25 protein-coding genes are annotated in these 25942 nt (G+C 39.2%); 17 read left to right on the top strand and 8 right to left on the bottom strand.

All coding sequences use genetic code 11. From position 1 onward, the window contains the following. From A6E03_RS02750 to tldD, 16 genes are all read left to right on the top strand, one after another. Positions 1 to 450 carry a type IV pilus, mannose-sensitive hemagglutinin protein MshF gene (locus tag A6E03_RS02750; RefSeq protein ID WP_065594130.1) on the top strand — a complete coding sequence of 150 codons (450 nt, stop codon included), beginning with the start codon at positions 1 to 3 and terminating at the stop codon, positions 448 to 450. Between the two features lie 88 nt (positions 451 to 538). Continuing rightward, complete coding sequence (locus A6E03_RS02745; RefSeq protein WP_065594129.1) at positions 539 to 1102, top strand: prepilin-type N-terminal cleavage/methylation domain-containing protein; 564 nt, start codon at positions 539 to 541, stop codon at positions 1100 to 1102. Between the two features lie 143 nt (positions 1103 to 1245). Then, positions 1246 to 1713 (top strand): prepilin-type N-terminal cleavage/methylation domain-containing protein, encoded by a 468-nt coding sequence (locus A6E03_RS02740; protein WP_065600124.1) that lies wholly within the window; start codon positions 1246 to 1248, stop codon positions 1711 to 1713. 119 nt (positions 1714 to 1832) lie between these two features. Then, positions 1833 to 2432, top strand: a complete 600-nt coding sequence (locus tag A6E03_RS02735; RefSeq protein ID WP_065594127.1) for a prepilin-type N-terminal cleavage/methylation domain-containing protein — start codon at positions 1833 to 1835, stop codon at positions 2430 to 2432. Beyond that, entirely contained in the window at positions 2429 to 3010 is a 582-nt protein-coding gene (locus A6E03_RS02730) for a prepilin-type N-terminal cleavage/methylation domain-containing protein (protein WP_065600123.1), read from the top strand. The genes A6E03_RS02735 and A6E03_RS02730 overlap by 4 nt, the downstream gene beginning before the upstream one ends. Next, positions 3010 to 3747, top strand: a complete 738-nt coding sequence (locus A6E03_RS02725) for a type II secretion system protein J (RefSeq protein WP_065594125.1) — start codon at positions 3010 to 3012, stop codon at positions 3745 to 3747. Before A6E03_RS02730 ends, A6E03_RS02725 begins: the two co-directional genes overlap by 1 nt. Beyond that, positions 3737 to 4174, top strand: a complete 438-nt coding sequence (locus A6E03_RS02720; RefSeq protein WP_065600122.1) for an MSHA biogenesis protein MshP — start codon at positions 3737 to 3739, stop codon at positions 4172 to 4174. The genes A6E03_RS02725 and A6E03_RS02720 overlap by 11 nt, the downstream gene beginning before the upstream one ends. Then, the gene (locus A6E03_RS02715; protein WP_065600121.1) at positions 4171 to 7233 is read left to right on the top strand and encodes a DUF6701 domain-containing protein; all 3063 of its coding nucleotides are present in this window, start codon (positions 4171 to 4173) and stop codon (positions 7231 to 7233) included. The genes A6E03_RS02720 and A6E03_RS02715 overlap by 4 nt, the downstream gene beginning before the upstream one ends. Before the next feature lie 122 nt (positions 7234 to 7355). Continuing rightward, entirely contained in the window at positions 7356 to 8399 is a 1044-nt protein-coding gene (locus A6E03_RS02710; protein ID WP_065594122.1) for a rod shape-determining protein, read from the top strand. Between the two features lie 22 nt (positions 8400 to 8421). Further along, positions 8422 to 9279: a rod shape-determining protein MreC gene (gene mreC / locus A6E03_RS02705; protein ID WP_065594121.1), complete on the top strand. Its 858-nt coding sequence runs from the start codon at positions 8422 to 8424 to the stop codon at positions 9277 to 9279. After that, complete coding sequence (mreD, locus tag A6E03_RS02700) at positions 9269 to 9760, top strand: rod shape-determining protein MreD (RefSeq protein WP_065594120.1); 492 nt, start codon at positions 9269 to 9271, stop codon at positions 9758 to 9760. The genes mreC and mreD overlap by 11 nt, the downstream gene beginning before the upstream one ends. Positions 9761 to 9769: 9 nt before the next feature. Next, positions 9770 to 10363, top strand: a complete 594-nt coding sequence (locus tag A6E03_RS02695) for a nucleoside triphosphate pyrophosphatase (protein ID WP_065600120.1) — start codon at positions 9770 to 9772, stop codon at positions 10361 to 10363. A 19-nt stretch (positions 10364 to 10382) separates the two neighbouring features. After that, on the top strand, positions 10383 to 11852 hold the full coding sequence (gene rng / locus A6E03_RS02690) for a ribonuclease G (RefSeq protein ID WP_065594118.1): 1470 nt from the start codon (positions 10383 to 10385) through the stop codon (positions 11850 to 11852). Between the two features lie 13 nt (positions 11853 to 11865). After that, positions 11866 to 15732: a YhdP family protein gene (locus tag A6E03_RS02685; protein ID WP_065600119.1), complete on the top strand. Its 3867-nt coding sequence runs from the start codon at positions 11866 to 11868 to the stop codon at positions 15730 to 15732. Positions 15733 to 15772: 40 nt separating this feature from the next. Continuing rightward, the gene (locus A6E03_RS02680) at positions 15773 to 16591 is read left to right on the top strand and encodes a carbon-nitrogen hydrolase family protein (RefSeq protein WP_065594116.1); all 819 of its coding nucleotides are present in this window, start codon (positions 15773 to 15775) and stop codon (positions 16589 to 16591) included. Between the two features lie 100 nt (positions 16592 to 16691). Beyond that, positions 16692 to 18137 (top strand): metalloprotease TldD, encoded by a 1446-nt coding sequence (tldD, locus tag A6E03_RS02675; protein ID WP_065600118.1) that lies wholly within the window; start codon positions 16692 to 16694, stop codon positions 18135 to 18137. Between the two features lie 96 nt (positions 18138 to 18233). Here the strand turns inward: tldD and yjgA are convergent, their stop codons facing one another. Then, the gene (yjgA, locus tag A6E03_RS02670) at positions 18234 to 18764 is read right to left on the bottom strand and encodes a ribosome biogenesis factor YjgA (protein ID WP_065594114.1); all 531 of its coding nucleotides are present in this window, start codon (positions 18762 to 18764) and stop codon (positions 18234 to 18236) included. Between the two features lie 118 nt (positions 18765 to 18882). On the opposite strand from yjgA, the gene pmbA reads away from it, so the two are divergent. After that, positions 18883 to 20226: a metalloprotease PmbA gene (gene pmbA / locus A6E03_RS02665; RefSeq protein WP_065594113.1), complete on the top strand. Its 1344-nt coding sequence runs from the start codon at positions 18883 to 18885 to the stop codon at positions 20224 to 20226. 78 nt (positions 20227 to 20304) lie between these two features. On the opposite strand, the gene mgtE is transcribed toward pmbA, so the two are convergent. The 7 genes from mgtE to lptB form a co-directional block, all read right to left on the bottom strand. Next, positions 20305 to 21660 (bottom strand): magnesium transporter, encoded by a 1356-nt coding sequence (gene mgtE, locus A6E03_RS02660; RefSeq protein ID WP_065594112.1) that lies wholly within the window; start codon positions 21658 to 21660, stop codon positions 20305 to 20307. A gap of 151 nt (positions 21661 to 21811) precedes the next feature. Then, on the bottom strand, positions 21812 to 22090 hold the full coding sequence (locus A6E03_RS02655) for an HPr family phosphocarrier protein (RefSeq protein ID WP_065594111.1): 279 nt from the start codon (positions 22088 to 22090) through the stop codon (positions 21812 to 21814). Positions 22091 to 22094: 4 nt separating this feature from the next. Next, positions 22095 to 22949, bottom strand: a complete 855-nt coding sequence (gene rapZ / locus A6E03_RS02650; RefSeq protein WP_065594110.1) for an RNase adapter RapZ — start codon at positions 22947 to 22949, stop codon at positions 22095 to 22097. 21 nt (positions 22950 to 22970) lie between these two features. After that, positions 22971 to 23414, bottom strand: a complete 444-nt coding sequence (gene ptsN, locus A6E03_RS02645; RefSeq protein ID WP_065594109.1) for a PTS IIA-like nitrogen regulatory protein PtsN — start codon at positions 23412 to 23414, stop codon at positions 22971 to 22973. 1 nt (position 23415) lies between these two features. Next, the gene (hpf, locus tag A6E03_RS02640) at positions 23416 to 23703 is read right to left on the bottom strand and encodes a ribosome hibernation promoting factor (protein ID WP_065594108.1); all 288 of its coding nucleotides are present in this window, start codon (positions 23701 to 23703) and stop codon (positions 23416 to 23418) included. A gap of 19 nt (positions 23704 to 23722) precedes the next feature. After that, entirely contained in the window at positions 23723 to 25192 is a 1470-nt protein-coding gene (locus tag A6E03_RS02635; protein ID WP_065594107.1) for an RNA polymerase factor sigma-54, read from the bottom strand. Positions 25193 to 25214: 22 nt separating this feature from the next. After that, positions 25215 to 25940, bottom strand: coding sequence for an LPS export ABC transporter ATP-binding protein (lptB, locus tag A6E03_RS02630; protein ID WP_065594106.1), 726 nt, complete (start codon positions 25938 to 25940; stop codon positions 25215 to 25217). Between the last annotated feature and the right edge of the window lie 2 nt (positions 25941 to 25942).

Genomic DNA, 25942 nt, shown 5'->3' with positions numbered 1-25942 from the left:
ATGTCTGCAACCCGTTTTATATGGGGCGGCCTTGTTCTTATCTTTGTGGCCATTATTTTATATCAATGGCAACAAATGGAACCTGAAGTTGAAGACGCCGCCTTACTAATGAGTAGCCGAGAAATATTGTCCTCAGCGAATGAGTTTAAAAATTACTGGGTTGTAAATGGGCAGCCTAAATCAATTGTTAAAGATAATGTAGACATTACATTTACCCCATTAGGCTGGCCGATCACACTTAAGGATAATGAATTAGATTGTCAGAAGTGGTTATATATTTTGTTACCAGAAAAACAAAAAATTTATACAGATTTTATTCATGTGTCGAAAAAAAAGGCGGATATGTTACGATTCGGCTGTAAGTATAGTATGTCGAATGGTAAAGTAATTTCCGTAATGTTGGTTAATGGTGTATTTAAGGTTAACGTCGGTTTTTTGAATAATAATTAAGTTGGCATTTTTTTGACGAACGCTGTGTTTTTTTATGTAAAATCCCTTACAATTCAGAAAGAAAATAGAAAGAGAGAGAAGCATTATTATGAAGTACCAAAAAGGTTTCTCACTGGTTGAGCTAGTGATAGTGATAGTGGTAATAGGTTTGTTGGCTACCGTTGCACTGCCTCGATTTTTAGATGTTAGTCTTGAAGCGAAAAAAGCAAGTATTGAGGGAGTTGCTGGTGGTTATGCTACCGCTGTTCTTTCTGCAAGAGCACAATGGGAAGCAGAAGCTCGCCCGAGAACCAATGACTACAATGCAGTGAGTTACGATGGTACTGAGTTTTGGTTAACTGACCCATCAAAGGCGAATCAAACCGATTTTCGTCCCGGCTACCCAATCTCTCCCCGTGAAGATTTAGATGGCAATGACACTGGCAGTTATCCAACAGCATTAACCGCCAAAGAATGCATATTATTGATGGAAATGTTATTACAAAATGCACCGTACGTTACTGATGATATTAACGATAATAAAGCGAAATATTTAGCTGAAGTTGTTATTGATAATAGTCGTAATCAATGTAAATACACACAGCAAGAGAACGAAGGTCATTTCTTTACTTATGAACCTGAATCCGGCCGTGTAGTGGTAACGCTGCAATAATAATTTGAATAATTAATGCGTATTTAATTTTCTAAATCGTGTTAATTGATAAATAAGATAAATCATATTTATATAATTAGTTTTAACAACAACGATGGCACCATTTAAGTACCATCATATTTATAATAAAAGAGAGAAGTAGCATGAAAAGACAAGGTGGTTTCACACTTATTGAGTTGGTAGTTGTTATCGTTATTCTAGGTATTCTAGCAGTAACCGCAGCACCTAAATTCCTTAACCTGCAATCAGATGCTCGTGCATCATCACTGCAAGGTCTAAAAGGCGCAATGTCAGGAGCTTCTGGTATTGTTTATGGTAAAGCGGCGATTAATGGTGTAGAGACGGCAACTTCAGAAACAGATGTCGATGGTATTGCTACTATTTATGGTTACCCAATGGCAACGTCAGCAGGTATTGAAGCGGCTGTTGTTGGTTTGACTGCTGATTGGGATGTTGTAAGTGCCGCTAGCGTTTCTGGTGGTATTTCTTATACATTTAAAGGTCAGTCAACAACTGGTTGGACAAATGCTAGTGGTTGTTATGTTAATTATGCCCAAGCTACAACTGTATCTTCTGGTGTGACTGTTTTAGTCCGTGATGATAAATGTTAATCTAAAATAATTTTCAAAAGCCAGCGATCTCCGCTGGCTTTTTTGTATCTAAAATTAACAAAATCTCGCTATCTCTATAAATTTCGTTATCCTAGTAACAGGAGACAATAAGGTAACGGATGATGACTTTTCCCCTCGCAGTATCTCTACAAAAACAACCAATAAAAACAAAAGGTTTCACATTGGTTGAGCTGATTGTCGTGATCGTCATTCTAGCGATTATTGCTATTTATACCTCGAGTAAATACATGGGAGCGAGCCGTTTTTCTTCGGCAGCAGCGCAAGAGCAAGTTATATCAATCTTACGCCACGTTCAAATTGCAGCAATGCAAACAAATACGTCTTATCAGAGTAATTCTTGCCGTTCAATTTTTATGGCAACGAATCAATTTGGCGTGTCTCAATCTTGTCAACAGCAAGGCATGTCTAGCGCGGCACTTTCTGATTATTCTAAAGATACGAACCAACAGCAATTAGAGCTAATTCAATTAAGCTATGATTTTAATTCAGTAAACACGGAAGTGCTTATTTCTGGATTGTCATTTGATTTATTAGGCCGACCAAGCATTGCTACATCATCAGCGAGTTCGACATTATGCATAGACAAGGATTGTAGAATAACGATTACAACGCCTTCTTCTAATGAGAGTCGCTCAGTCTGTATTAACCGTGAAGGGTTCATTTATCGTTCTATTCAAGATACTGGATGCCAACTATGAATTTGAAATCTACCTATCAGCAAGGGTTGACCTTAATAGAATCAATCATCGGTATTGTGATTTTAGGTTTTGCATTATCAGTCTTGATTTCTGGCGTGTTTACCTCTTCAACGATGTCTCATCAAGCCACCTATCAAGCACAAGGTGCTGCGCTTGGGCATTCAGTGATGACAGATATATTAAGTCGGCAATTCGATGAACATAGCGATCCTAGCGGTGGGCAATATCGATGTGGGGAAAAGGATAACGATGATAAATTAATTACTTGTACGGAAACGCTAGGTAGAGAAGAGATAGATCTAACATCGTTTTCATTTAATGATGTGGATGACTTTATTGGTTGCTGGGGAGATCTCTCAATATGTTCATCAAGTAGTTTACCGTCATACCAATTAAATCAATTAATAGATGCAATAAGTGCGGATGAGTATAAGAACTTCACCGTAGAAATTACAGTAACGTATGCCGACATTGATGCTTCTAATACTGAAATTACACCGTTTAAAAAAATCGATGTCATCCTTCATGCGAGCGAATACGCGAAATATACCTTTAGTGCTTATAAGGGGAATTATTAATGAAGAGAAAGAATGGGTTTACCTTAATCGAATTAATTTTAACCATTGTTGTTGTGGGTATTGTTGCACTTGCTGCGAGTAATACGCTGCAACTCGGCTTTCAAAGTTATAACGACAGTATTGATCGGCAAGATAATCAAATGCAGGCAAAGTTTGTTATTGAAAAACTGAGTCGAGAGCTGCGTCATGCGGTACCGAATAGTATTGAAATATCAAGTTCTCAAGAGTGTGTTAGTTTTATTCCTGTAGAGGCAAGCGCTTTTTATTTAGCGTTACCGCAGTTTAATGAAAAGCAAATAGATACGGTTTTACTCTCTAATAAGACGGATGTAGTTGCTGGTCTAAATCTTACGATTAACCCAAGTAGCCAAAATGACTTAATGGCAGTCAACGGGTCTCGTTACGTTACGATTGATTCAATTTCTGTTTCTGGTGGGGTATCAACCCTTGCCTTTTCTACCATTAATAATCCTGCTTTTATTTCAAGTTCAGTTTCTGGCCGTGCTTTTATCTATAAACCTGAAACGATTACTTATTGCATTGGTAATGGCAAGGTAGAACGAAGGATTCAAAATGTGACAATTCAATTGGCTGATCATATTAACAATGGTCGATTTGTTTTTGAGGCAGCATCTGTGCATCGCAACTCTATGCTTAGAATGGTATTGGTTTTTGAAAGTGGTATAGGTGAAACAACCGAATATCAACATGATGTGCAGGTGATAAATGTACCGTAATCAAGCAAAGCAAAAAGGTAACCTGCTAATCATGTCTATTGTCGTTATGGTTGTTATTGGCTATTTATCATTAAATTTATTGAAGGTCGAAACCAGTAATTCAGATACGGTTTCAAAAGAAGTCTTAGGAACCCAAGCTTGGTTTTTAGCGCACTCTGGTGCTGAATGGGGTTTGGTTCAGCTCTTTCCGCTAGGACTATCGGGGGCTGATGATTCAATTTGTGATGGGGTTGAACGAAATCCGAATATGGCTTTAGCAAATAGTGGATGCAGTCACAACCCTAGTGTTACATGTGATATGACGGAAATAACTTACCATGGCGAAACGATTCAATATTTTCAAATAAAAAGTAGAGCTATTTGCGGTTCAGGAATTAATGAAGTAATGCGCATTCAAGAAGTATGGGCGAAGGAGATACATCAATGAGGAAGTTATTCTTTATATTATTTTTTTTATCATTTACTACAACAGCAAAAGTTTATGATTTATCTGATCCTACTGTTTCTCTTTGTAATGGTTCTTTAACCGGGAACGTCTATCGATGTGTGGGTGCGCTAATTCTTCAGAAAAACGATTCTGTTATTGTAAGTAATGTAGATTTAATGGATGTAGAGTTGATATCTAATGGCAGTGCAAAGCTTGATAGTAATAAAATAGGAACAAATGAGCAGCCGATTCATATCAACTCTCTCGGTGGTGAAGTCATCATTGAAGGAAACGGTAATGAAATTTATGGTTTTATTATTGCACAACGGAACATTAAGTTAAAAAATGTAAAAGTGGTTGGGAGTATTATTAGTGCTGGTGGCGAGGTCATCATTGAAGGTAGTAATAATGAAATCGATGGGAATATTCAAGCTCAAAGTAATATTAAATTAAAAAAAATCAAAGTCATTGGAAATGTTATCAGCCACGGAGATGATATTATTATTGAAGAAAATAATAATGAAATCGATGGAAATATCCAAGCACTCCGTAATGTTAAATTAAAAAATACGAAAGTATTTGGAGATGTTACTAGTGAAGGCGGTGAGGTGATTATCGAAGAAAATAATAATCAAGTCATTGGTAATATTATGGCTCACAGTAATGCAAAACTAAAAGAAGTATTAGTGTGTGGAACAATCACTTCTATAGGTGGCAGTGTATCAGTTGAAAACGATAACAATAAGATATATGCAAAAATAGATGCTATTAATTCTTTTGGTAAAGTGACCCTCAAAAATAGTGAAGTGTGTGGTGTTGTATCCTCTCAAGCTAATATTTATGATTATCTAAATACAACATTATATTGTGGTATAGATAGCACAACCTGTATAGATAAACCCGCATGCCCAATAAGCTCTTCAGACGATATCTGTAATGCATCTCCTCCTAGTGAAAACTATATACTTACGATAACCCCAAAAGAAAAATACAGTTTAGTTTGTAATGACGTTGAATTTAATGTTTTAGTTATGACCGATTCAGGCACTCCAACGCCAGTTATTGGTAAAAGAATAACCCTTCAATTTGATGAATCAAAACTTACACTCTTAAGTTCAGATTTAATTACTGACAACAACGGTGAAGTGACATTATTATTTTCAAAATTAAATAAGGAGAAGATAGAAGATATTGTCGTTAAGGCCAGTTTACAAAGTGATTCAAATGTAACTGATGAAGGTGAAGTACATTATGTTCCTTATATGTTCGAGACATCAGCAACAAAAGTCATCGCAAATCAATCGCATTTTTTTGACATAGTCGTATTAGCTTGTGGTAATGATGAGATTGATATAGTTAAAAATTACAAAGGAACAAAGCGATTAGACGTATCTTCTTATAAACTCATTCAACCAACGGAAAGTGATGGTATTCGTACGGATTTTGAACTTTCGGGTCAAACTAACCCAAGCAAAATTGAACTTATTTTTGATGAAGGTAAAGCATCAACAAGCTTAATGTACCAAGAAGCGGGCGCGATTCATTTTACCTTGAGTGATCCAAATTTTATTTGCCCGCCTAATTTTGATTGTAATGATTACCCTGTGGATTCTGATTTATTATCAACAACCGTCAATGTCGAATCTCGTCCTTGGAAACTTGTTATTTGTAGTGATATCGCTGTCGATGGAGATAGTTCTGGTGGTTCTGCGTTAGTTGCTGCTGGTGAAAGGTTCTCTGTAAAGGTGAAACCAGTGAGATTTGGTACCGCAACTGATTTATGTCAACTCCCTGTGACTCAAAATTTCTTTAAATCATCAGCTCCTTTTTCATCTATATCACCATCATATGAGCTAAGTACTCCAACTAATGGAGTTAAAGGCACTTTAGCGCCATTAGTTCCTATTAATAATGATGTTTACGTAGGTGTCGGTAGGGATAGCTATTACGAATTTAATAATATGACCTACTCAGAGGTTGGAAGTATTTTATTTAAATCTGAAGCCTTAAGTCCTATTTTTTATGATGGGATTCTAGGGGGGATTGAGTTTGGTGATCTTTCTATTGGCCGGTTCTATCCAGCCTATTTCACTATCACTGATACATTGTGGGATCACCCTGAAAAGCAAGGATCTTCGGAAGGAACTTATACCTACATGGCACAGCCTTTTGATGACGTAAACTTTGCTGTTACGGCCTATTCTGAGAGTGATACGACCGTTAATAACTATGGGTTGTTTGATACAAGCATAAAAGCCAGTTTTTCATTAACTGGTGATTATAATGAACGGTTAAATATTGCGTCTTCCGATTTAGATAATACCCATTGGAGTAATGCGACTTGGGAAACACCAGACCTTTCAAAAGGTGTTATTTGGTCAAGAAAAAGTGCATCAACGCTGGCTGGTAATATAACGACAACCGCTGATGGTCCTTTTAATGATGGCGTTAATGCGATAACAACGGCATTGAATTTAGCGATAAGCGGTGTTGACCCCGTTTCTTTTGATAAAACCCAAGAAGTACTAGAGCAAGAATTATTATCACAACCTAAGGTTCGTTATGGTCGAATGGTGCTAGACAGTGTTGGGACATCAGCCGGTCAAAGTGTCATTGTTCCATTGCGCGTTGAGTTCTGGAATGGTGGTCGATTTGTTGTTAATGATACTGATAGTAAATCGAGTTTTGATGGTGAAAAACATGAGAAGCAAACTATATGGCCAGATCCAACGAAGCAGAGTTCATCTAAATTGGTTGGTCGTGGGGTTATCGTGAATGGGAACGACTCGATTTCTTTGATTGCAGAACCTGATAGCCGTATTTTACGTGAACAAGTACGATTTTGGCTATGTTTAGATCCTCTTTCTTCAATAGGAGGGGGATCGAATGTGAACTGTCAGGGTGTTTCTGGGTCGAATGAGGAACAGCCTTGGTTACAATACAATTGGCGAGGTCAAGGTGATGAAGATCCATCAACTGTCGTTACCTTTGGTATTTACCGCGGAAATGATCGCATTTTATTTCGTGGCGAAAGTAACATAATTGGTACTTCTAACTAAAATATTAATAAATATCCTGATTTGCTTCAGGATTATTAACCAATGCCTTGCTGATTAGGCTAGGCATTGGTACATTTAGATATATTTATCTTATTCTCACGTTTTCAGGAAATACGAAGATTATGTTCAAGAAACTTCGTGGCATGTTTTCAAACGATCTATCGATTGATCTAGGTACTGCCAACACACTTATTTATGTAAAGGGTCAAGGCATTGTTCTTGATGAACCATCAGTAGTTGCTATTCGTCAAGACCGTAATGGATCTACGAAAAGCGTTGCAGCTGTTGGTCATGAGGCGAAACAAATGCTAGGTCGTACTCCTGGTAATATTTCTGCTATCCGTCCAATGAAAGATGGTGTTATTGCTGACTTCTATGTGACAGAGAAAATGCTTCAGCATTTCATCAAACAAGTGCATGACAACAGTGTTTTACGTCCAAGCCCACGTGTATTGGTTTGTGTTCCTTGTGGTTCTACACAAGTTGAGCGTCGTGCAATCCGTGAATCAGCACAAGGTGCTGGTGCTCGTGAAGTGTACTTAATTGATGAACCAATGGCGGCAGCAATTGGTGCGGGTCTTCCTGTATCAGAAGCAACAGGTTCAATGGTTATCGATATAGGTGGCGGTACAACAGAAGTTGCTGTTATCTCACTAAATGGTGTTGTTTACTCTTCATCTGTACGAATTGGTGGTGACCGTTTTGATGAAGCGATCATTAACTACGTACGTCGTAATTACGGCAGCTTGATTGGCGAAGCAACAGCAGAGCGTATCAAACACGAAATTGGTTCAGCTTACCCAGGTGATGAAGTTCGTGAAATTGAAGTGCGTGGCCGTAACCTTGCAGAAGGTGTTCCTCGCAGCTTTACATTAAATTCAAACGAAATCTTAGAAGCACTTCAAGAGCCTCTATCAGGTATCGTTTCAGCAGTGATGGTTGCACTAGAGCAGTGTCCACCAGAGCTAGCTTCTGATATTTCTGAACATGGCATGGTATTAACGGGTGGTGGTGCACTACTTCGTGATTTAGATCGTTTGCTTACTGAAGAAACGGGAATTCCAGTTGTTGTTGCTGAAGAGCCCCTAACTTGTGTTGCTCGTGGCGGCGGTAAAGCATTAGAAATGATCGACATGCACGGTGGCGATCTGTTTAGTGAAGAGTAATAAAAATAACGGGTGAGTGGATATGACTCCAATCTTTGGTAGAGGCCCTTCTCTACAGTTTCGCCTGTTTATTGCTGTAATGGTATCGGCTAGCCTTATGCTAGCCGATAGTCGTTTAAATGCGTTTTCCGACATTCGTTACTTATTAAATAGTTTTGTATCGCCAATTCATTATGCGGCAAATCTTCCTCGTACTATGTTTGATGGCATGTATGACAGATTTAATAGCCGTAATACTCTTATGCTTGAAAATCAGCGTCTTAAACAAGAAGTTTTTGTACAAAACAGTAATTTATTATTATTGGAACAACTCAAGCAAGAAAACAGTCGATTGCGCGATCTTCTCGGTTCTCCATTTATTCGTGATGAGAAAAAAATGGTAACAGAGGTAATGGCAGTAGATTCAGCGCCTTATACCCACCAAGTTATGATTGATAAAGGTCAAATAGACGGTGTTTATGAAGGCCAACCTGTGATCAGCGATAAAGGGATTGTGGGACAGATTAACTATGTTGGAGCTCACAATAGTCGAGTCTTATTGCTGACCGATCCTAATAATGCCATTCCAGTACAAATTGTTAGAAATGATATTCGCGTAATTGCGTCAGGTAAAGGGCATCTAGATACGATGCAACTTGAGCATATACCGACCAATACTGATATTGAAGTGGGTGATTTATTAGTGAGTTCAGGTTTGGGAGGACGTTATCCTGAAGGCTATCCTGTCGGTTACGTTTCAACAATTGATAATGATAATAAGCGCCCATTTGCGTCCATAGATTTAAAAACGACGGTTGAATTCGATAAGTTACGATATCTATTATTAGTATGGCCAACAGATACGGGCGTGAACACAGAGGATATATCAAATGAGCAGTAGTCATTTAATGCGCGGTAGAATCATTATTTGGCTCTCTTTTTTAATCGCCTTAACCTTACAAGCCGCTCCGTGGCCAGGGGCTTTGGAAGTACTTCGACCATCTTGGATTATTTTGGTTACCTTTTATTGGGTACTTGCTTTACCTCATCGAGTTAATGTCGGTACAGCAATGCTATTAGGTATTCTGTGGGACCTCTTATTAGGGACGACATTAGGCATTCGTGGTATGACGATGGCTATACTCGTTTATCTTGTTGCTGCTAACTTTAAGGTTCTACGAAATTTAGCATTATGGCAACAAGCCACTATATTTTCAGGATTGACTTTATTAGGTAAGCTTTTGGAATTTATGGGCGAGTTCTTAGTCCACGATGTGTCTTTCAACGCACATTTTTTATGGGCTGGCGTGTTAAACTTTATTCTATGGCCTTGGTTATTTTTACTAATGCGTAGAGTTCGTCGTCATTGGTCAATTCGATAAGGAAATGTAATGACTACCCAAGTTTTTTTAGCTTCTGGTTCTCCTCGAAGAAAGGAGCTATTGGCTCTATTGGGCTACCAATTTGAGATTTTGTCTGTTGACGTTGAAGAGGTGCATCAATCAGATGAGACACCTCTTATGTACGTTGAACGATTATCTAAAGATAAAGCGAAAGCGGGTGTAGAAGCATTAGCTAAAGCTGAAATGACAGAACAAATAGAAAATAAGAATGTCCCAGTATTGGGCTCTGATACTATCGTTGTTATCGATGGTGTTATTTTAGAAAAACCTAAAGATTTTGAAGACGCTAAGAGAATGCTCTTAGCTTTGTCTGGTCGTCAACATCAAGTAATGACCGCCGTTACGCTAGCAACACCTGAGACAACAAGAACCAAAACAGTAATAACACAGGTGTGGTTTAGAACACTTTCAATAAAAGAAATAGAACAATATTGGGAAAGTGGTGAACCTTGTGATAAAGCAGGTTCATACGGTATTCAAGGTAGTGGTGGGCGATTTGTCTCGCGTATTGATGGCAGTTATCATGCCGTCATGGGACTGCCTTTGATGGAAACAGATCAGCTCTTACACCAATTTTTGTAAAAATTAGTGAGGTGCTCCAATGAGTACAGAGTTGTTAATAAACGTCACACCGAGTGAAACTCGTGTTGCGATGATTGAAGCCGGTGTGCTTCAAGAGATCCATGTTGAAAGAGAAGCAAGACGCGGTATTGTGGGTAATATATACAAAGGCAGAGTAAGCCGAGTATTGCCGGGGATGCAAGCTGCGTTTATAGATATCGGTTTGGATAAAGCCGCATTTTTGCACGCCTCAGATATTGTTCCTCATACGGAATGTGTTTCTGAAAATGAAAAGCGCCAATTTCAAGTAAGAGATATTTCTCAGTTAGTACACCAAGGACAAGATTTGGTTGTACAAGTTGTTAAAGATCCACTTGGAACCAAAGGGGCTCGTCTAACGACAGACATTACTCTTCCTTCTCGTTATTTAGTGTTTATGCCTGGTGCAAGCCATGTGGGTGTATCTCAACGAATTGAAAGTGAAAAAGAACGTAATCGCTTAAAGAATACGGTCTCTGACTATTGCGATGAGTTTGGTGGTTTTATCATTCGTACTGCGGCAGAAGGCGCGAAAGAAGCGGAGATCTCCCAAGATGCTGCTTTCTTAAAGCGTCTATGGCACAAGGTGATTGAGCGTCGTAAAAAGAGCAAAACAAAATCAATGCTTTATGGTGAGCTTGGATTAGATCAACGTATCTTACGTGATTTTGTCGGTACTGAGTTAGATTTAATTCGTGTCGATTCAAAGCAAGCTTTTGAAAAATTAAAAGAATTTACAACTGAATTCGTTCCTGAATTAACGAAAAAATTGGAATATTACTCTGGTGATAAACCTATCTTTGATATGTACGAAACGGAAAATGAAATCCAGCGTGCACTTGATCGCAAGGTAGAGCTAAAGTCGGGTGGGTATTTGATCATAGATCAAACCGAAGCCATGACCACTGTTGATATCAATACTGGGGCATTTGTTGGACGACGTAATTTAGAAGAAACCATTTTTAATACCAATATTGAAGCCACACAAGCGATTGCTCGTCAGTTACGTTTACGGAACCTTGGCGGTATCATTATTATTGATTTTATCGATATGATGAGTGAAGAGCATCGTCGCAGAGTATTACAAGTATTAGGTGCTGCACTAGAGAAAGATCGAGTTAAAACGAATGTTAATGGTTTTACTCAACTTGGTTTAGTGGAAATGACACGTAAGCGTACACGAGAAAGTATTGAACATGTTTTATGTGGACAATGCCCTACCTGCGAAGGTCGTGGAGCCGTGAAGACGGTTGAAAGTGTATGCTATGAGATCTTACGTGAAATCACTCGAGTCAATCGAGCGTATGATTCTGATAAATTTGTAGTTTATGCCTCTGTTGCGGTTGCTGATGCTCTTGAAGGTGAAGAGTCTCATGCACTTGCCGAACTCGAACTATTTATAGGTAAACAGGTTAAGATTCAAGCAGAACCTCTTTATATTCAAGAGCAGTTTGATGTCGTAATGATGTAGAGAATAAAAATACGTGACCACTAAGTTAATTCGCTTTGAACGTTGCTTGATGGGATTATTGCTGCTGGTGTTTTTACTGGCAGCTTTAGTCATTACAGGCTTACGTCTACTCCTTCCTTCACTTAATCAATACCAACCTGAAGTTGAAGCTTTTCTTTCCAAAAGTACTGGTTTTTCAATTTCTATTGGTGAACTTGATGGTCGCTGGAGAAATACTAACCCCTCATTAAATCTTAAAAATTTGACGGCGGTCGATCCTGTCTCTGGAGATGAAATCATCTCGGTTAAGGACGTTGAGATCCAACTCAATATCCTTTCTTCCCTATGGGCTCAACAGCCTCAATTTGCTGACTTACGTATTGATAAGTTAGTTGCTGACTTAACGTCATTAGGTGACACTTCCGAATCACCAGAAGATGCGAAGAAACCAAGTGAAAAAAGCAGTGATGAATCCTTAGGAAAGCGTCTTGAAGATTTATTTTTAGTGAGATTAAATCATTTTTCATTAAAAGATTCTCAAGTGACCCTTATTGCGCTTGATGGCAATGATAAAACACTTCAAATTGATTCACTGCAATGGCGAAATGAAAATAAAAGACACCTTGCTGAAGGGGTTGTAAGTATCATTGGGAGTGAAATCAATCAGCTTAAAGTCATCGGGAACATCAAAGAAAAAGGCACATTTAAAAGCTTAGATGGTGATTTTTATGTCGAAGCGAAAAATATTCAAGTTACTCCATGGATCACCGATGAAATTCAAAAAGAATATGGGGTAACTCAAGGTGAGGTGTCAGCTAATGCTTGGTTATCATTTAAAAATGGCCAACCGGTTGATGCACTTGTTGAAGCATCGCCATCTTATATTAATTGGCTTGAAGGAAAAGAGACTCACCAAGCCAGTGTAGAAGCTGGGGTGTTTGAACTACAGCCAGATAGAGAGGGTTGGAAGGTATTAGCTTCCGATATTCGAATTAAGCACCAAAATGACATGTGGCCACAGGTTTCAGGAAGCTTTACGTGGCAGCCTGAAAAATGGGTATTAAATCTGGCGCATATCGATCTTTATAGTGCACTCGATTTAAAAACACTATTGCCTGCTTCTCAAGATAATATTACTGATCTTCTTGCCACTTTAGACCCTAAAGGCAGCATTAATGATATTCGTGTCGAGTTTGATCACTCTACAGGGTTGCATTATTCTGCGTCTATTCATGCAGCAGAAATGAAGCAATGGGAATTACTTCCTGGCTTTCATAAATTGGATATCTTAGTCGCTGGTGATGCTGAAAAAGGCAAAGCAACATTATCATTAGTCGATGATACGCTGCCTTATGGCGATGTATTCCAAGCGCCATTAAATATCAAACAGGGTAAGGTAACCGCCTATTGGGAAGTGAATGATAATGGTTGGCGCTTATGGTCTGATTACATAAAAGTATCGACGCCTGATCTGCAAGCTAAAGGTGAGTTCCGCTTAGATTTTCCAAAAGATAAACCGTCTGTACTCTCTTTTTATGCCGAAGCCGATGCATTTCATGCAGATCAAACGTGGCGTTATTTGCCGACGTTAGCATTGGGACAAGATTTAACAGATTACTTATCTGCAGCCGTACAAGGAGGAAATGCTAAAACGGTGCAGTTGCTTTGGTATGGTGAAGTTGCTGATTTTCCTTACACCAAATACGATGGAATATTTCAAGTTAAGGTAAGTTTAAAAGACGCTAAGTTTTCTTTTGATACAGCATGGCCTCCATTAACTGATCTACAATTAGATCTCATGTTCCAAAATGCGTCTATGTTTTTAAGCTCTCATTCTGCAGATCTTATGGATGTACATGCCACTCGTGTTACCGGGCGTATTGCCAATTTATCGGAAGATGGAAAGCTAACTATTCGTGCAACTGCTAATGGTTCAGGTAAAGCGGTTCGTGAATATATGACAGCAACGCCATTAGTTGATTCTGTTGGAGCTGCATTAAACAGTATTCAAGTCGACAACCGTGTTGATGCTTTATTGCGCTTAGATATCCCGTTTAATGGCGATGATGTGCGTGCGTGGGGCTATGCCGATATTGCAAATAACCACATTGAATTGCAGTCACCAAATATATTGCTGACGAATGCAAAAGGTCGAATTGAGTTTGATAATGATGTAGTTAAAGCGTCAGGTATTCAAGCGTCATTATTAGGGCAGCCAATCTCTCTTTCTTTTACTGGTGAAGCACAATCTGATTTTTATAGTGTGAACATTGAAACGAAAGGTAAGTGGAAAATATCACCACTTAAAGACTATATTGACTCTCCTATGATGGATAAAGTTGGTGGTGTTTCGGAATGGAGCTCAACCATAAATTTACAGGTAGCAGATGTCGGCTTTACTTATCAATTAGGTGTTAATGCGGCATTAAATGAGGTTAGATCAACGTTGCCGTATCCATTATCTTTGGATAAAGGCGATGGGGATAAAGTCTTATTACAGGTTTCTGGTAATTCAGAAAAATTGTCGGGACGCTTAACGTTACCTGATGCGAAATACCAAACAGAAATTGATATAACAAAGAAAACACCAGTTATTACCGCAAGTCATGTGATTGTTGGGCGTGGAAATTTTAGAGTGAGCCCTATTGTAGGGCAGTCTGCTTCCATTAATACCACATCATTTGATGCGGACGCGTGGTTATCTGAACCTATTTTAAATACAGGAAAGCCAAGCACTGTAAAATCATCAATGAGCCATTTCCCGGTGATCCCAATACCAACTCGTATTGATGCAAACATTAAGTCATTACATTTAGCTTCGTTAGATTGGAATGATGCGAGTATTGATGTACGTAAAAAATCTCAAGGTTGGTATGCTCAAGTTAATAGTCAAGAAGTTGATGGTAAGGCAAGTTGGAAAGGATCCGATGACCTATTGGTTCAATTGGATAATCTGCATATCTTTATTCCAAGTTTAGACGATCCTGAGAATCAAAAACGATTGAATCAAGCAAAAGACCATGAGCCTGTTATTTCTGAGTTTGACCGTGATTTCTTTCGTCTGATGCCAAACTTAGAGTTAACGATTAAAGACACATGGATCCAAGGGTATAAACTAGGAAAACTTGATACTAAACTGCATAAAAACGGAGAAACTTTTTATCTTGATAAACTGAAAATTACCAGTGGTGAAAATAAGCTGGCGATGTCAGGGGATTGGCTATTAAATAAAGATAAGAGCCTCTCTGCTTTTAAAGTTCAGGCGTCGGGAGAAAATAACTCTGAATTATTAGCACGTTTTGGTATTAGTTCGGGTATTCAAAAAGCAAGCTATAGTATGGATGGCGATCTTCGATGGGAAGGTTCACCTTGGAGTATTCAAATAGATACACTTTCTGGGGATCTTGCTTCAACGTTAGGTGAAGGCGTTATTACTGATGTAAAAGGAGCAGCACGTTTTCTTGGTCTGTTTAGTATTGATTCAATCATTCGTAAAATGAAGCTCGATTTTAGAGATGTTTTTGATGATGGTATGGCCTTTAATTCGATTACCGGTAGTGGAAAAATGCGTGATGGTATTTTTGTCAGCAATAATTTGATTATGGATGCGGTTGCAGGTGAAATGACGATTAAAGGTAAAGCGGATTTAAATACTCGTTTAGTGGATGCAGAAGTGAGTTTTACTCCTGATTTAACCTCTGGTATTCCTATCCTTACCGCCTTTGCTGTTGCGCCACAGACCGCTATTATTGTACTAGCAGTTGCTACTGCTATAGCGCCTGTTATTGATGTTATTACTCAGGTGAACTATAAGGTTGAAGGCTCACTAGAGTCCCCAACAGTAAAAGAATTGTCTCGTAGTCAAGGTGAGTACCAATTACCCGAAAAAGTGGATGATTAGTGTATCTAGAGCTAGATCAAGTTAATACTAAGGATATAAGATGGGAAAGGCTGGCGTAATTCAAATGAGTTCAGGGGCTGATCCTGAAGATAATATTAAACAATTGAATCTCAAATTAAAAGGATTACGCCAACAGGGAGCAAAGCTGGCTCTAACTCCTGAGAACAGTATTGTTTTTGGTAAAAAAGAAGATTACGAACGACACGCAGAACCTCTTGGTCAAGGGCCTTTACAAGAGGCATTATCTGCACTGGCAAAGGATTATCAGATTTGGCTTGTTGTTGGTTCTTTCCCTATTAGAAATTCAGACGAAAGTTTGTCGTCAACGTGCTTGGTTTATAATGATGCAGGAGCGCTTGTAGAGCATTACCATAAGTTGCATATGTTTGATGTCGACGTAGAAGATGGTCATCAGAGCTATCGAGAATCAGATACCTTTACTCCAGGTAATGAAATTAAAGTTGTGGATACGCCAGTAGGAAAAATAGGATTATCAATTTGTTATGATGTCCGTTTTCCTCAGTTATACAGCGAGCTTCGCCGACAAGGCGCTGAGATTATTATGGTGCCGGCAGCGTTTACTAAAATAACAGGATATGCTCATTGGGATATTCTATTACGCTCCAGAGCCATTGAAACTCAATGTTGGTTATTGGCAGCTGGGCAGTGGGGCTCTCATGGGGCTGGTCGTGAAACATGGGGACACTCAATGATTGTTGATCCATGGGGAAATAAAGCGGCGCTTCAAAAAGAAGGCACAGGAGTGATTGTGGCTGATATCGATTTATCGCAATTAGCTACAATTCGTAAAAAAATGCCGGTAGCACAGCACGCAAGGCTAGACTGTCAATTGAACTAAATTTGGTTTATTTAAGAAAAGAGTGAGTTTCACTATAAAAGCCACTCTTTTTTATTCATAATTAAGCCTAGATCTTAAATTCTTAAAAAGAGTACGTCGAATGAGTTTGCAAGAAGTAGAACAATCCTTATTGAGTCAAGCAGGGATCGGTCAGCAGGAACTGTCTCAGACCTTAAGCTCCATTGCAAAAAGAGATGTGGACTATGCTGATATATACTTTCAATCTTGCTGGCATGAATCATTAGTACTCGAAGACAGTATTATTAAAGATGGGTCTTTTAATATTGATCGTGGTGTGGGTATTCGTGCGGTTTCTGGTGAGAAAACCGGTTTTGCTTATTCGGATCAAATTAATCTTGATGCATTAACTCAAAGTGCAAAAGCGGCTCGCGGTATTGTTCAGCAAGGCGGTGAAGGTAAAGTTAAAGCATTTTCTGCTCAAACTATCCCTCAGTTTTATGCACCTATTAATCCTCTTGATAGTCTGGATAAGAAACAAAAAATAGCACTGCTTGAAGAAATTGATGCCTATATCCGAGCAAAAGAACCACTAATTCAAGAAGTATCTGCAAGTATTAGCGGCGTTTATGAGCAAATGTTGGTCGCAGCTCTTGATGGTACTTATGCTGCAGATATACGTCCATTAGTACGTTTATCTATTAGTGTATTAGTTCAACGTGGTGATAAGCGTGAACGCGGTAGTGCTGGCGGTGGCGGTCGTTATGGTTATGATTACTTTTTAACTGAAATACAGGGTAAATCTATTGCTCTTGAGTTTGCAGATGAAGCTATCCGTCAAGCCTTAGTGAATTTAGATGCTGATGCTGCACCGGCTGGAATGATGCCTGTTGTTCTTGGTTCTGGTTGGCCGGGAGTTCTATTGCATGAAGCAGTTGGTCATGGTCTTGAAGGTGACTTCAACCGTAAAGGTTCTTCTGTATTCTCTGGGAAGATTGGAGAAAAAGTAACGTCTTCGGTATGTACTATTGTTGATGATGGCACAATGGCTGATCGTCGTGGTTCATTAAATGTCGATGATGAAGGTGTTGCAGGTCAATACAATTCACTGATTGAAAATGGTGTATTGAAAGGTTATATGCAAGATAAGTTAAATGCCCGCTTGATGGGGGTTGCACCTACGGGAAATGGCCGTAGAGAGTCTTATGCTCACCTACCAATGCCTCGTATGACGAATACTTACATGTTGCCTGGTGAGTATACTCCAGAAGAGATTATATCAACGGTTAAAAAAGGTATTTATGCTCCAAACTTTGGCGGCGGTCAGGTTGATATTACTTCCGGTAAGTTTGTATTTTCTGCATCAGAGGCTTATTTAATCGAAGATGGTAAAATTACCCGCCCTGTTAAAGGTGCGACTTTGATTGGTTCTGGTATGGAAGCAATGCAACAAATTTCAATGGTTGGCAATGATTTATCATTAGATCGCGGTGTCGGTGTTTGTGGTAAAGCGGGGCAAAGTGTTCCTGTCGGAGTTGGTCAACCCACATTGAAACTCGATGCATTGACGGTAGGTGGTACAGAGTAATCTCGGTGTATTAATTTACGTTATTCAGATGTACAAAAAGAGCCAAGCATCATCTGTGTTTGGCTCTTTTTTATTGTTCTCTTTATATCTGAAGAATTATAGATCTTCTGCTAAATATAAATCTTTTAATATTTGGAAAATTTCACGGTATGCCTTTGGTGGCTTATTCGATTCTTTTTCTTTTTTTGCTTGGCGAGCAAGTTGACGGAAGCGTTGACGATCAGCTTCTGGGTATTTCACCATTATGTCTTCAATTACAGCATCAGGCGTTTCAATCATACGATCTCGTAGAATTTCTAACTTCTGAAGAGCGATAGTTGTTTGTGAGTGCTTATTACGCACTTTATCTAAAGCCAATTGAATCGCTTCAGCATCTTCAAGGCGCATCAACTTACCAATGTATTGTAATTGACGACGCTTTGCTTCGTTTCTAAAACGTTGAGCATCAAAGATCGCTATTTGTAGGAGCTCTGATAATGGAAACTTAGCAAGAACTGCAGGCTTTAAACCAACCAGTTCTTCGCCTAATTTTTGTACGTCTTCCATGTCGTTCTTCATCTCGGTTCTACTTACCCAGATGATCTCTTCTTCTTCTTCCCAAGGAGCTTTTTGATTTTTACGTGCCATGATCTTCATTCTTTTATGGGTGATTCTCTCTATTTTAGCAAGATAAATGGAGAATGGGGCGCAAATTTATCAGATAGAGTGTTATTCTAGTAAAAATTTATATGTTTAGTCAGATGTTATGGATGCAAAAGCCCAAATGATGAATCAAAAAATAGAACTTGAAGCAGCAGTAGCCAAGGCGTTAGAGATGGCAACACAGCACGCGAGTGCTGCAGAAGTCGCGATTACAAAAACAACGGGTATCAGCGTATCTACTTTAATGGGAGAGGTTGAAAACGTTGAGTTTAATCGTGATGGAGCACTCGGTATTACGGTGTATCGTGGTCATCGAAAAGGCAGTGCATCGACATCTGATTTAAGTGATAAGGCGATTCAACAGACGGTTGCTGCGGCGTTAGATATAGCAAATTATACGTCAGAAGACCCATTTTCTGGGCCTGCACCAAAAGAATTAATGGCTCAAAATATTCCTGATTTAGATTTGTTCCATCCGGATGATCCTGAACCAGATTATGCAGCAGAGAAAGCAATTGAGGCAGAACAGGCGGCATTGGCGTATCACTCATCAATTAAACAGAGTGATGGAGCAAGTTACGATAGCCATTATGGCATTAAGGTTTACGGTAACAGTCATGGCATGTTAGCGAGCTATCCATCAAGCCGTCACAGTATCAGCTGTAGTGTGATTGGGGTTGATAAAAATGGCAACATGGAGCGTGATTATAGCTATACCGTTGCTCGTCATCGTGATGATTTATGGGATGCAAAAAAAGTCGGATTGGATGCTGCAGAACGTACAGTTAGTCGTTTAGATGCTCAAAAACTAAATACGATGAAAGTGCCTGTTATGTTCTCTGCTGATGTAGCAACAGGGCTAATTGGTCATCTTGTTATGGCGATTAGTGGTGCGAATCTTTATCGTAAATCAACATTTATGCTTGATAAGTTAAATGAGAAGATTTTACCTGAATGGTTTAATGTTAGTGAACGTCCACATATCCTAAAAGGATTGGCAAGTAGCCCATTTGATAGCGAAGGCTTATATACACAAGATCGTGAAATCATCACTGATGGTGTATTAGCTACGTATTTATTAACAAGCTACGCTGCTCGCAAACTAAACATGACGCCAACAGGTCATGCGGGTGGTATTCATAATTGGTTTGTTAAATCAACAGGCCAAAGTTTTGACCAAATGCTAAAAACAATGGGGACTGGCCTGCTTGTTACTGAGTTGATGGGGCAGGGCGTGAATACGGTGACGGGTGATTATTCTCGTGGTGCGGCTGGTTTTTGGGTTGAGAATGGTGAGATCCAATACCCTGTTTCTGAGATAACGATTGCGGGAAACTTAACAGAGATGTACCAAAATATTATTGCAGTTGGTAGTGATATTGAAACTCGCTCACAAATTCAAACCGGCTCAATCCTTATTGAATCGATGAAAATTGCGGGTCAGTAATTTTCTAATCGGCTATATGAACAGATAAAAAAAGCGCGCTGTCATTGAATGAGAGCGCGCTTTTTAATGTGTCATACACTACATTAAAACAGTAGCGAGCCCTAAGAAAGCAAATAGACCGATAATATCAGTAATGGTGGTTAAGGCCATGCCTCCAGCTAATGCAGGATCGATATTCATTTTCTTTAGGATTAGAGGGATTGTTACCCCTGCAATACCAGCAATGGTTAAATTAACGAGCATCGCCGCAGAAATGATGGCTCCAAGCATGATGTCACCTTTCCAAACCATGACGATACCGCCAATGATAGAGGCCCACAAAATACCATTAAGCAGACCTATTCCCGCTTCTTTGAGTAATAATTCTTTTTGGTTACTGTCACCAATATGACCAACGGCTAAACCACGGATCACTAGGGCTACGGTTTGGTTACCGGCAACTCCCCCCATTGAAGGTACAATAGTCATTAGTACAGCAATAGATGCCATTTGCGCTAATGTTGCCTCGAACATATTAGAGACTGATGCGGCAGCAAGAGCGGCTAATACATTCATGCCTAACCAAACACTACGACGACGTGCCGATTTAACGACAGGCGCAAAAGTATCTTCTTCGTCATCCATTCCTGCCATACTCATCATTGAGTGTTCGGCATCTTCACGGATAACATCAACTACGTCATCAATGGTTATTCGACCAAGTAATAAATGATTTTCATCGACGACAGGGGCAGAAACCCAGTTACGACGTTCAAATAGATTGGCGACTTCACCGTCATCGGTGTTCACTGGAATGGCTTCATCCGCATCACTCATTACATCGCTGACGAGAGTATCTTGCTTAGTCGTGAGCAATGTAGTTAATGATAAATGCCCTATTAAGCGGCTTTCTTCGTCAAGAACATACAAAGCATCAGTTGATTCAGGAAGGTCTCCTTTCATTCGCAGATAACGTAAGACAACGTCTATTTCAACATCAGCACGAATGGTGATGAAATCGGTATTCATCATCCCACCAGCGGTGTCTTCTGGGTAAGATAGTGCAGTCTCAACACGGAATCGGTCAACCGTGTCCATTTGGCTTAATACTTCGCGTGAGACATCTACAGGTAAGCTACGAAGGACATAGGCAACATCATCTGTCTCCATACCTTCAGTTGCTTCTGCAATGCTCTCAGGAGCCATTCTAGAGACAATTCCGTCTTTTACATCTTCAGACAGTTCGTCAAGAATTTCACCGTAATCTTCAGGATCAGTGAGTTGCCATAATACATTACGGCTTTTCCTGGGTGAGGCTTCTAATAGATGGGCAATATCTTCAGGTTCCATGTCTTGTAATAAACGACGTACATGGACAAACATCCCACTATCAAGTGCATTAGATACTTCTTGAAGAGTTTGATGGGTTTGATCGAAATCTTGTAGCTCTTGCATGCTCTCCCCCACTTAATACCGATTTCTAACTCGAGTAATGAGTATAGACAATTTAGATAAGATAATGGGCTGAATAGTAACGCAATTTAGAGGGGACGATAAGTGAATTTTGTGAGGATTAGGTCAAACTATTGATGTAGTAAATAATTACTTACTCATCTTCATCAAAACCGGCTTCAATAAGGTCGCAAATAGCATTAAGAGCTTGCTCAGCATCAATACCATCCGCTGAGACATCGACATACTGGCCTTGGGCGGAATCCAGCATCAGTAGCCCCATAACACCATCGGCTGTTGCTTGCTTATTTTCGTCATTAGTGAGGGTTATTACTGCATTAAAACTTTGTGCCATTTCAACTAATTTTATGGCAGCTCTTGCGTGCAAACCAAGGCGGTTTTTAATTAAGAGGTGACGAGATGAAATTGGCATAATTTTAGTGTCTCTCTAATGTTTTATGACGGATTTGAACTTGTTTTCCGTGTTGTTTGAAATATACCCCCAGTTGCTGAGTAATATAAACTGAGCGATGTTGTCCACCCGTACAACCGATGGCAACGGTTAAATAACTACGATTGTTTTTTTCTAGCGCAGGTAGCCAAGTTGTGAGGAAATCTTGGATTTGTTCTTTTAATTTAATGACATCGTCGTGCTTTTCTAAGTAATCAGCCACTGGCTTATCTAAACCAGTCATTGGTCTTAAGTTTGGTTCCCAGTGTGGGTTTGGTAAGAAACGAACATCAAACACATAATCGGCATCGGTTGGTAAACCATGCTTAAAGCCGAAAGATTCAAATACCATTACCAACTCTTTTGATTCTCTGCCGAGAATCCTAGAACGTAAGGTTTCGCTTAAATCATGAATGGATTTACTTGTCGTATCTAACACGAGATCGGCATCTTCTTTAAAATCGCAAAGAATGCCCTTTTCTAGCTCAACAGCCTGTTCCAATGAACATTGCTCACCAATGAGAGACAAAGGATGTAGACGGCGGGTTTCGCTATAACGTTTTATCAGCTCTTTATCGTCAGCGTCTAAGAAAATAACAGTAACATCGTGTGATTTTTTTAACTCAGATAATGTATTTTTGAGTAATGACGGATCTTTAGGTAAATTTCTAATATCAACACTCACAGCCACATTTTGGCTGCTGTGTTGAATGGATTCAACAAACTGTGAAAGAAGGTCAACAGGTAAATTATCAACACAATAATAGCCTAAATCTTCTAACACTCGCAGTGCGACAGATTTACCAGCACCAGAGTTCCCGCTAATTACCATGAGTTTCATTATGAAGACCTTTGAATCGATTTAAGAGGTAAAAACTTGATACAGTTCTTGATCATTTTCCGCATGGCGAAGTTGACGTAAAACGTGTTTATCATTGAGTTTTTCGGCGACACTGGATAATGTTTTTAGGTGTAGCTTGCATTGTTCATCTGGCACGAGTAAAGCAAAGAGTACATCAACAGGGCGATTATCTATAGAGTCAAACTCGATAGGTTCTTGGCACTGAAGCAGAACAGCTACCGCATTATCACAGTTAAAAATTCGACCGTGGGGAATAGCGATACCATTACCTATACCTGTACTTCCCATTTTTTCTCGGTTTAATAAACTTTCAAACAGTTCTTGAGGGTTTTGCCCTAGATGAGGGGCCGCAATTTCACTAATAAGTTCTAATGCGCGTTTTTTACTTGTACATTGGACCGCACTTTTAGTGCAGTCCAATGAAAGAATGGTACTTAATTGCATGTTAATGACTACTTAGTTTTTCTTTATGTTTATTGAGTTGGCGGACAAGTTTATCTACCAAACCATCAATAGCGGCATACATATCTTCTGCGTCAGAATGGGCGTGTATGTCACCTTGATTTACATGAAGTGTTGCTTCGGCCACATGAAGTACTTTTTCTAATTTTAATACGACATGCACATGATTTATATGTTCAAAAAAACGATCTAATTTTTGGAATTTAGTTTCTACATACTCACGAATACTATCGGTTAGTTCGACATTCTGACCTGCGATGTTTATTTGCATAACACTTCCTTTCTGTTAATTAAAGTAAACGCTTACGCTGATTCGACGGGGCAATACCAAGTGATTCACGATATTTTGCGATAGTACGTCGTGCAACTTGGATCCCTTGTTCAGCTAATAAGGTGGCAATTTTACTGTCACTTAATGGTTTAGCTTGATTTTCAGCTGCAACCAATTTTTTCACTAGTGCCCGAATCGCAGTTGATGAGCATTCACCACCGTTATCCGTACTAACATGACTAGAGAAGAAATATTTTAATTCAAAAATACCACGAGGGGTATGCATAAATTTTTGTGTTGTTACTCGAGATATAGTGGACTCATGCATTTCTACATCTAAAGCGATGTCATTAAGCACCATTGGCTTCATCGCTTCTGCACCATATTCAAAGAAATCTTGTTGATGTTCAACGATACAACGGGAGACTTTGAGTAGAGTATCGTTTCTGCTTTCTAAACTTTTAATTAACCATTTCGCTTCTTGCAAATTGGTTCGAATAAATTGTCCATCAGGGCTGTTTCCCATCCCTTTACCTAATGCTTCATATTCTGCATTAACTTTTAAGCGTGGAATACTATCAGGGTTCATGGTTACGACCCACTTCCCATTATGTTTAAATACAGAAACATCAGGAATAACATATTCAGTATCTGTATCAATAACACGATTACCCGGACGGGGATCAAGCTGATGAATTAGCGACATGACTTGTTTTAAATCTTGTTCTTTTAGCTTAGTCTCTTTTGCTAATTGTCGGTAGTCACGGTTACCTAATAAATTAATATACTCGGTTAAAATTAATGTAGTTTCAGGAAGCCAAGGTGTGTCTTTAGGGTAGGTAACCAGTTGTAATAGTAAGCACTCTGCAAGATTTCGAGAGGCAACACCTAGAGGGTCAAATTGTTGAATACGTTTAAGTACCGCTTCAACTTCATCCATTTCTACTTCATCATGACCAACACTTTCTAATACTTCATCAAGGTGAATGGTAAGATAACCATTGTCATCTAATGACTCAATGATGGTGGTTGCAATCGTTCGGTCAATATCACTGAATGGCGTTAGATCGGCTTGCCACATTAAATAGTCTTGAAGACTTTCCGTTGTTTCACCTTGATAAAGAGGGATATCGTCATCAATGGCTAAGCCTGTACTGCCACTGTTGGCGCTGTAAACATCATCCCAGCTAGCATCCATCTCTAATTCTTCAGAAATATTATTACTGTCAATGACATCACTGCTATCTGTTACCACTTCTTCTTTTTCTGCCGGTATTGTTTCTTTTTCTGATGCAGGTTCAGGAGAAAGTAAACTTTCAGGCGTACTCAATGGCTCTTCTTCGACATCAAGAAGAGGATTAGAATCGAGGGCTTCTTGGATCTCTTGCTGCAGGTCAAGTGTCGATAATTGTAGTAATCGAATGGCTTGCTGCAACTGTGGAGTCATTGCAAGCTGTTGTCCCATTCTTAGCTGAAGAGATGCTTTCATTATTTAGCGATACCTTTCTATGTTACAACTTAAACTGATCACCAAGATAAACGCGTTTTACGTGTTCATCATTTAAAACGTGATCTGGAGTGCCGTTTGCGATCATGTGTCCCTGACTTACGATATAAGCGTGTTCACATACATCAAGGGTTTCACGAACATTGTGGTCTGTAATTAACACACCTAAACCGCGATCTCTTAAATGTTGAATGATTTTTTTGATATCGATTACAGAAATAGGGTCTACACCAGCAAAAGGTTCATCAAGTAAAATGAATTTTGGGTTGGCAGCTAGAGCTCGAGCTATTTCTACCCGACGACGTTCACCACCAGAAAGCGCCATACCATTACTGTTACGGATATGCTGAATGTTAAATTCATCCAGTAACTCTTCAAGCTTATCTAGGCGTTCTGCTTTTGATAGATCCTTACGAGTCTGAAGTACTGCCATGATATTATCAAAAACAGATAACTTCCTAAAAATAGAGGCTTCTTGTGGTAAATAACCAATCCCCATTTTTGAACGGTTATGCATTGGTTGGAGTGAAATATCAACACCATCAATCGTGATAGATCCTTCATCACGAGAAACCAAACCTACTATCATATAGAAAGAGGTTGTTTTTCCCGCACCATTTGGTCCTAATAAACCGACAATTTTTCCAGACTCAACAGTTAGGCTTACATCGGAAACCACTTTACGGCTGCCGTATGTTTTTGCGAGATTTTTTGCTTCTAAAATGGCCATAA

The sequence above is a fragment of the Aliivibrio sp. 1S128 genome (genome assembly GCF_001691065.1).
Lineage (GTDB): Bacteria > Pseudomonadota > Gammaproteobacteria > Enterobacterales > Vibrionaceae > Aliivibrio.
Note: the sequence above shows the minus strand (reverse complement) of the source record. Positions and strands in the feature narration are given on the sequence as shown.

What these genes read in the sequence shown, in the direction of transcription:
- A6E03_RS02750 (WP_065594130.1), top strand. Translation starts at nt 1, where the DNA reads ATGTCTGCAACCCGTTTTATATGGGGCGGCCTTGTTCTTATCTTTGTG.
- A6E03_RS02745 (WP_065594129.1), top strand. Translation starts at nt 539, where the DNA reads ATGAAGTACCAAAAAGGTTTCTCACTGGTTGAGCTAGTGATAGTGATA.
- A6E03_RS02740 (WP_065600124.1), top strand. Translation starts at nt 1,246, where the DNA reads ATGAAAAGACAAGGTGGTTTCACACTTATTGAGTTGGTAGTTGTTATC.
- A6E03_RS02735 (WP_065594127.1), top strand. Translation starts at nt 1,833, where the DNA reads ATGATGACTTTTCCCCTCGCAGTATCTCTACAAAAACAACCAATAAAA.
- A6E03_RS02730 (WP_065600123.1), top strand. Translation starts at nt 2,429, where the DNA reads ATGAATTTGAAATCTACCTATCAGCAAGGGTTGACCTTAATAGAATCA.
- A6E03_RS02725 (WP_065594125.1), top strand. Translation starts at nt 3,010, where the DNA reads ATGAAGAGAAAGAATGGGTTTACCTTAATCGAATTAATTTTAACCATT.
- A6E03_RS02720 (WP_065600122.1), top strand. Translation starts at nt 3,737, where the DNA reads ATGTACCGTAATCAAGCAAAGCAAAAAGGTAACCTGCTAATCATGTCT.
- A6E03_RS02715 (WP_065600121.1), top strand. Translation starts at nt 4,171, where the DNA reads ATGAGGAAGTTATTCTTTATATTATTTTTTTTATCATTTACTACAACA.
- A6E03_RS02710 (WP_065594122.1), top strand. Translation starts at nt 7,356, where the DNA reads ATGTTCAAGAAACTTCGTGGCATGTTTTCAAACGATCTATCGATTGAT.
- mreC (WP_065594121.1), top strand. Translation starts at nt 8,422, where the DNA reads ATGACTCCAATCTTTGGTAGAGGCCCTTCTCTACAGTTTCGCCTGTTT.
- mreD (WP_065594120.1), top strand. Translation starts at nt 9,269, where the DNA reads ATGAGCAGTAGTCATTTAATGCGCGGTAGAATCATTATTTGGCTCTCT.
- A6E03_RS02695 (WP_065600120.1), top strand. Translation starts at nt 9,770, where the DNA reads ATGACTACCCAAGTTTTTTTAGCTTCTGGTTCTCCTCGAAGAAAGGAG.
- rng (WP_065594118.1), top strand. Translation starts at nt 10,383, where the DNA reads ATGAGTACAGAGTTGTTAATAAACGTCACACCGAGTGAAACTCGTGTT.
- A6E03_RS02680 (WP_065594116.1), top strand. Translation starts at nt 15,773, where the DNA reads ATGGGAAAGGCTGGCGTAATTCAAATGAGTTCAGGGGCTGATCCTGAA.
- tldD (WP_065600118.1), top strand. Translation starts at nt 16,692, where the DNA reads ATGAGTTTGCAAGAAGTAGAACAATCCTTATTGAGTCAAGCAGGGATC.
- yjgA (WP_065594114.1), bottom strand. Translation starts at nt 18,764, where the DNA reads ATGGCACGTAAAAATCAAAAAGCTCCTTGGGAAGAAGAAGAAGAGATC.
- pmbA (WP_065594113.1), top strand. Translation starts at nt 18,883, where the DNA reads ATGGATGCAAAAGCCCAAATGATGAATCAAAAAATAGAACTTGAAGCA.
- mgtE (WP_065594112.1), bottom strand. Translation starts at nt 21,660, where the DNA reads ATGCAAGAGCTACAAGATTTCGATCAAACCCATCAAACTCTTCAAGAA.
- A6E03_RS02655 (WP_065594111.1), bottom strand. Translation starts at nt 22,090, where the DNA reads ATGCCAATTTCATCTCGTCACCTCTTAATTAAAAACCGCCTTGGTTTG.
- rapZ (WP_065594110.1), bottom strand. Translation starts at nt 22,949, where the DNA reads ATGAAACTCATGGTAATTAGCGGGAACTCTGGTGCTGGTAAATCTGTC.
- ptsN (WP_065594109.1), bottom strand. Translation starts at nt 23,414, where the DNA reads ATGCAATTAAGTACCATTCTTTCATTGGACTGCACTAAAAGTGCGGTC.
- hpf (WP_065594108.1), bottom strand. Translation starts at nt 23,703, where the DNA reads ATGCAAATAAACATCGCAGGTCAGAATGTCGAACTAACCGATAGTATT.
- A6E03_RS02635 (WP_065594107.1), bottom strand. Translation starts at nt 25,192, where the DNA reads ATGAAAGCATCTCTTCAGCTAAGAATGGGACAACAGCTTGCAATGACT.
- lptB (WP_065594106.1), bottom strand. Translation starts at nt 25,940, where the DNA reads ATGGCCATTTTAGAAGCAAAAAATCTCGCAAAAACATACGGCAGCCGT.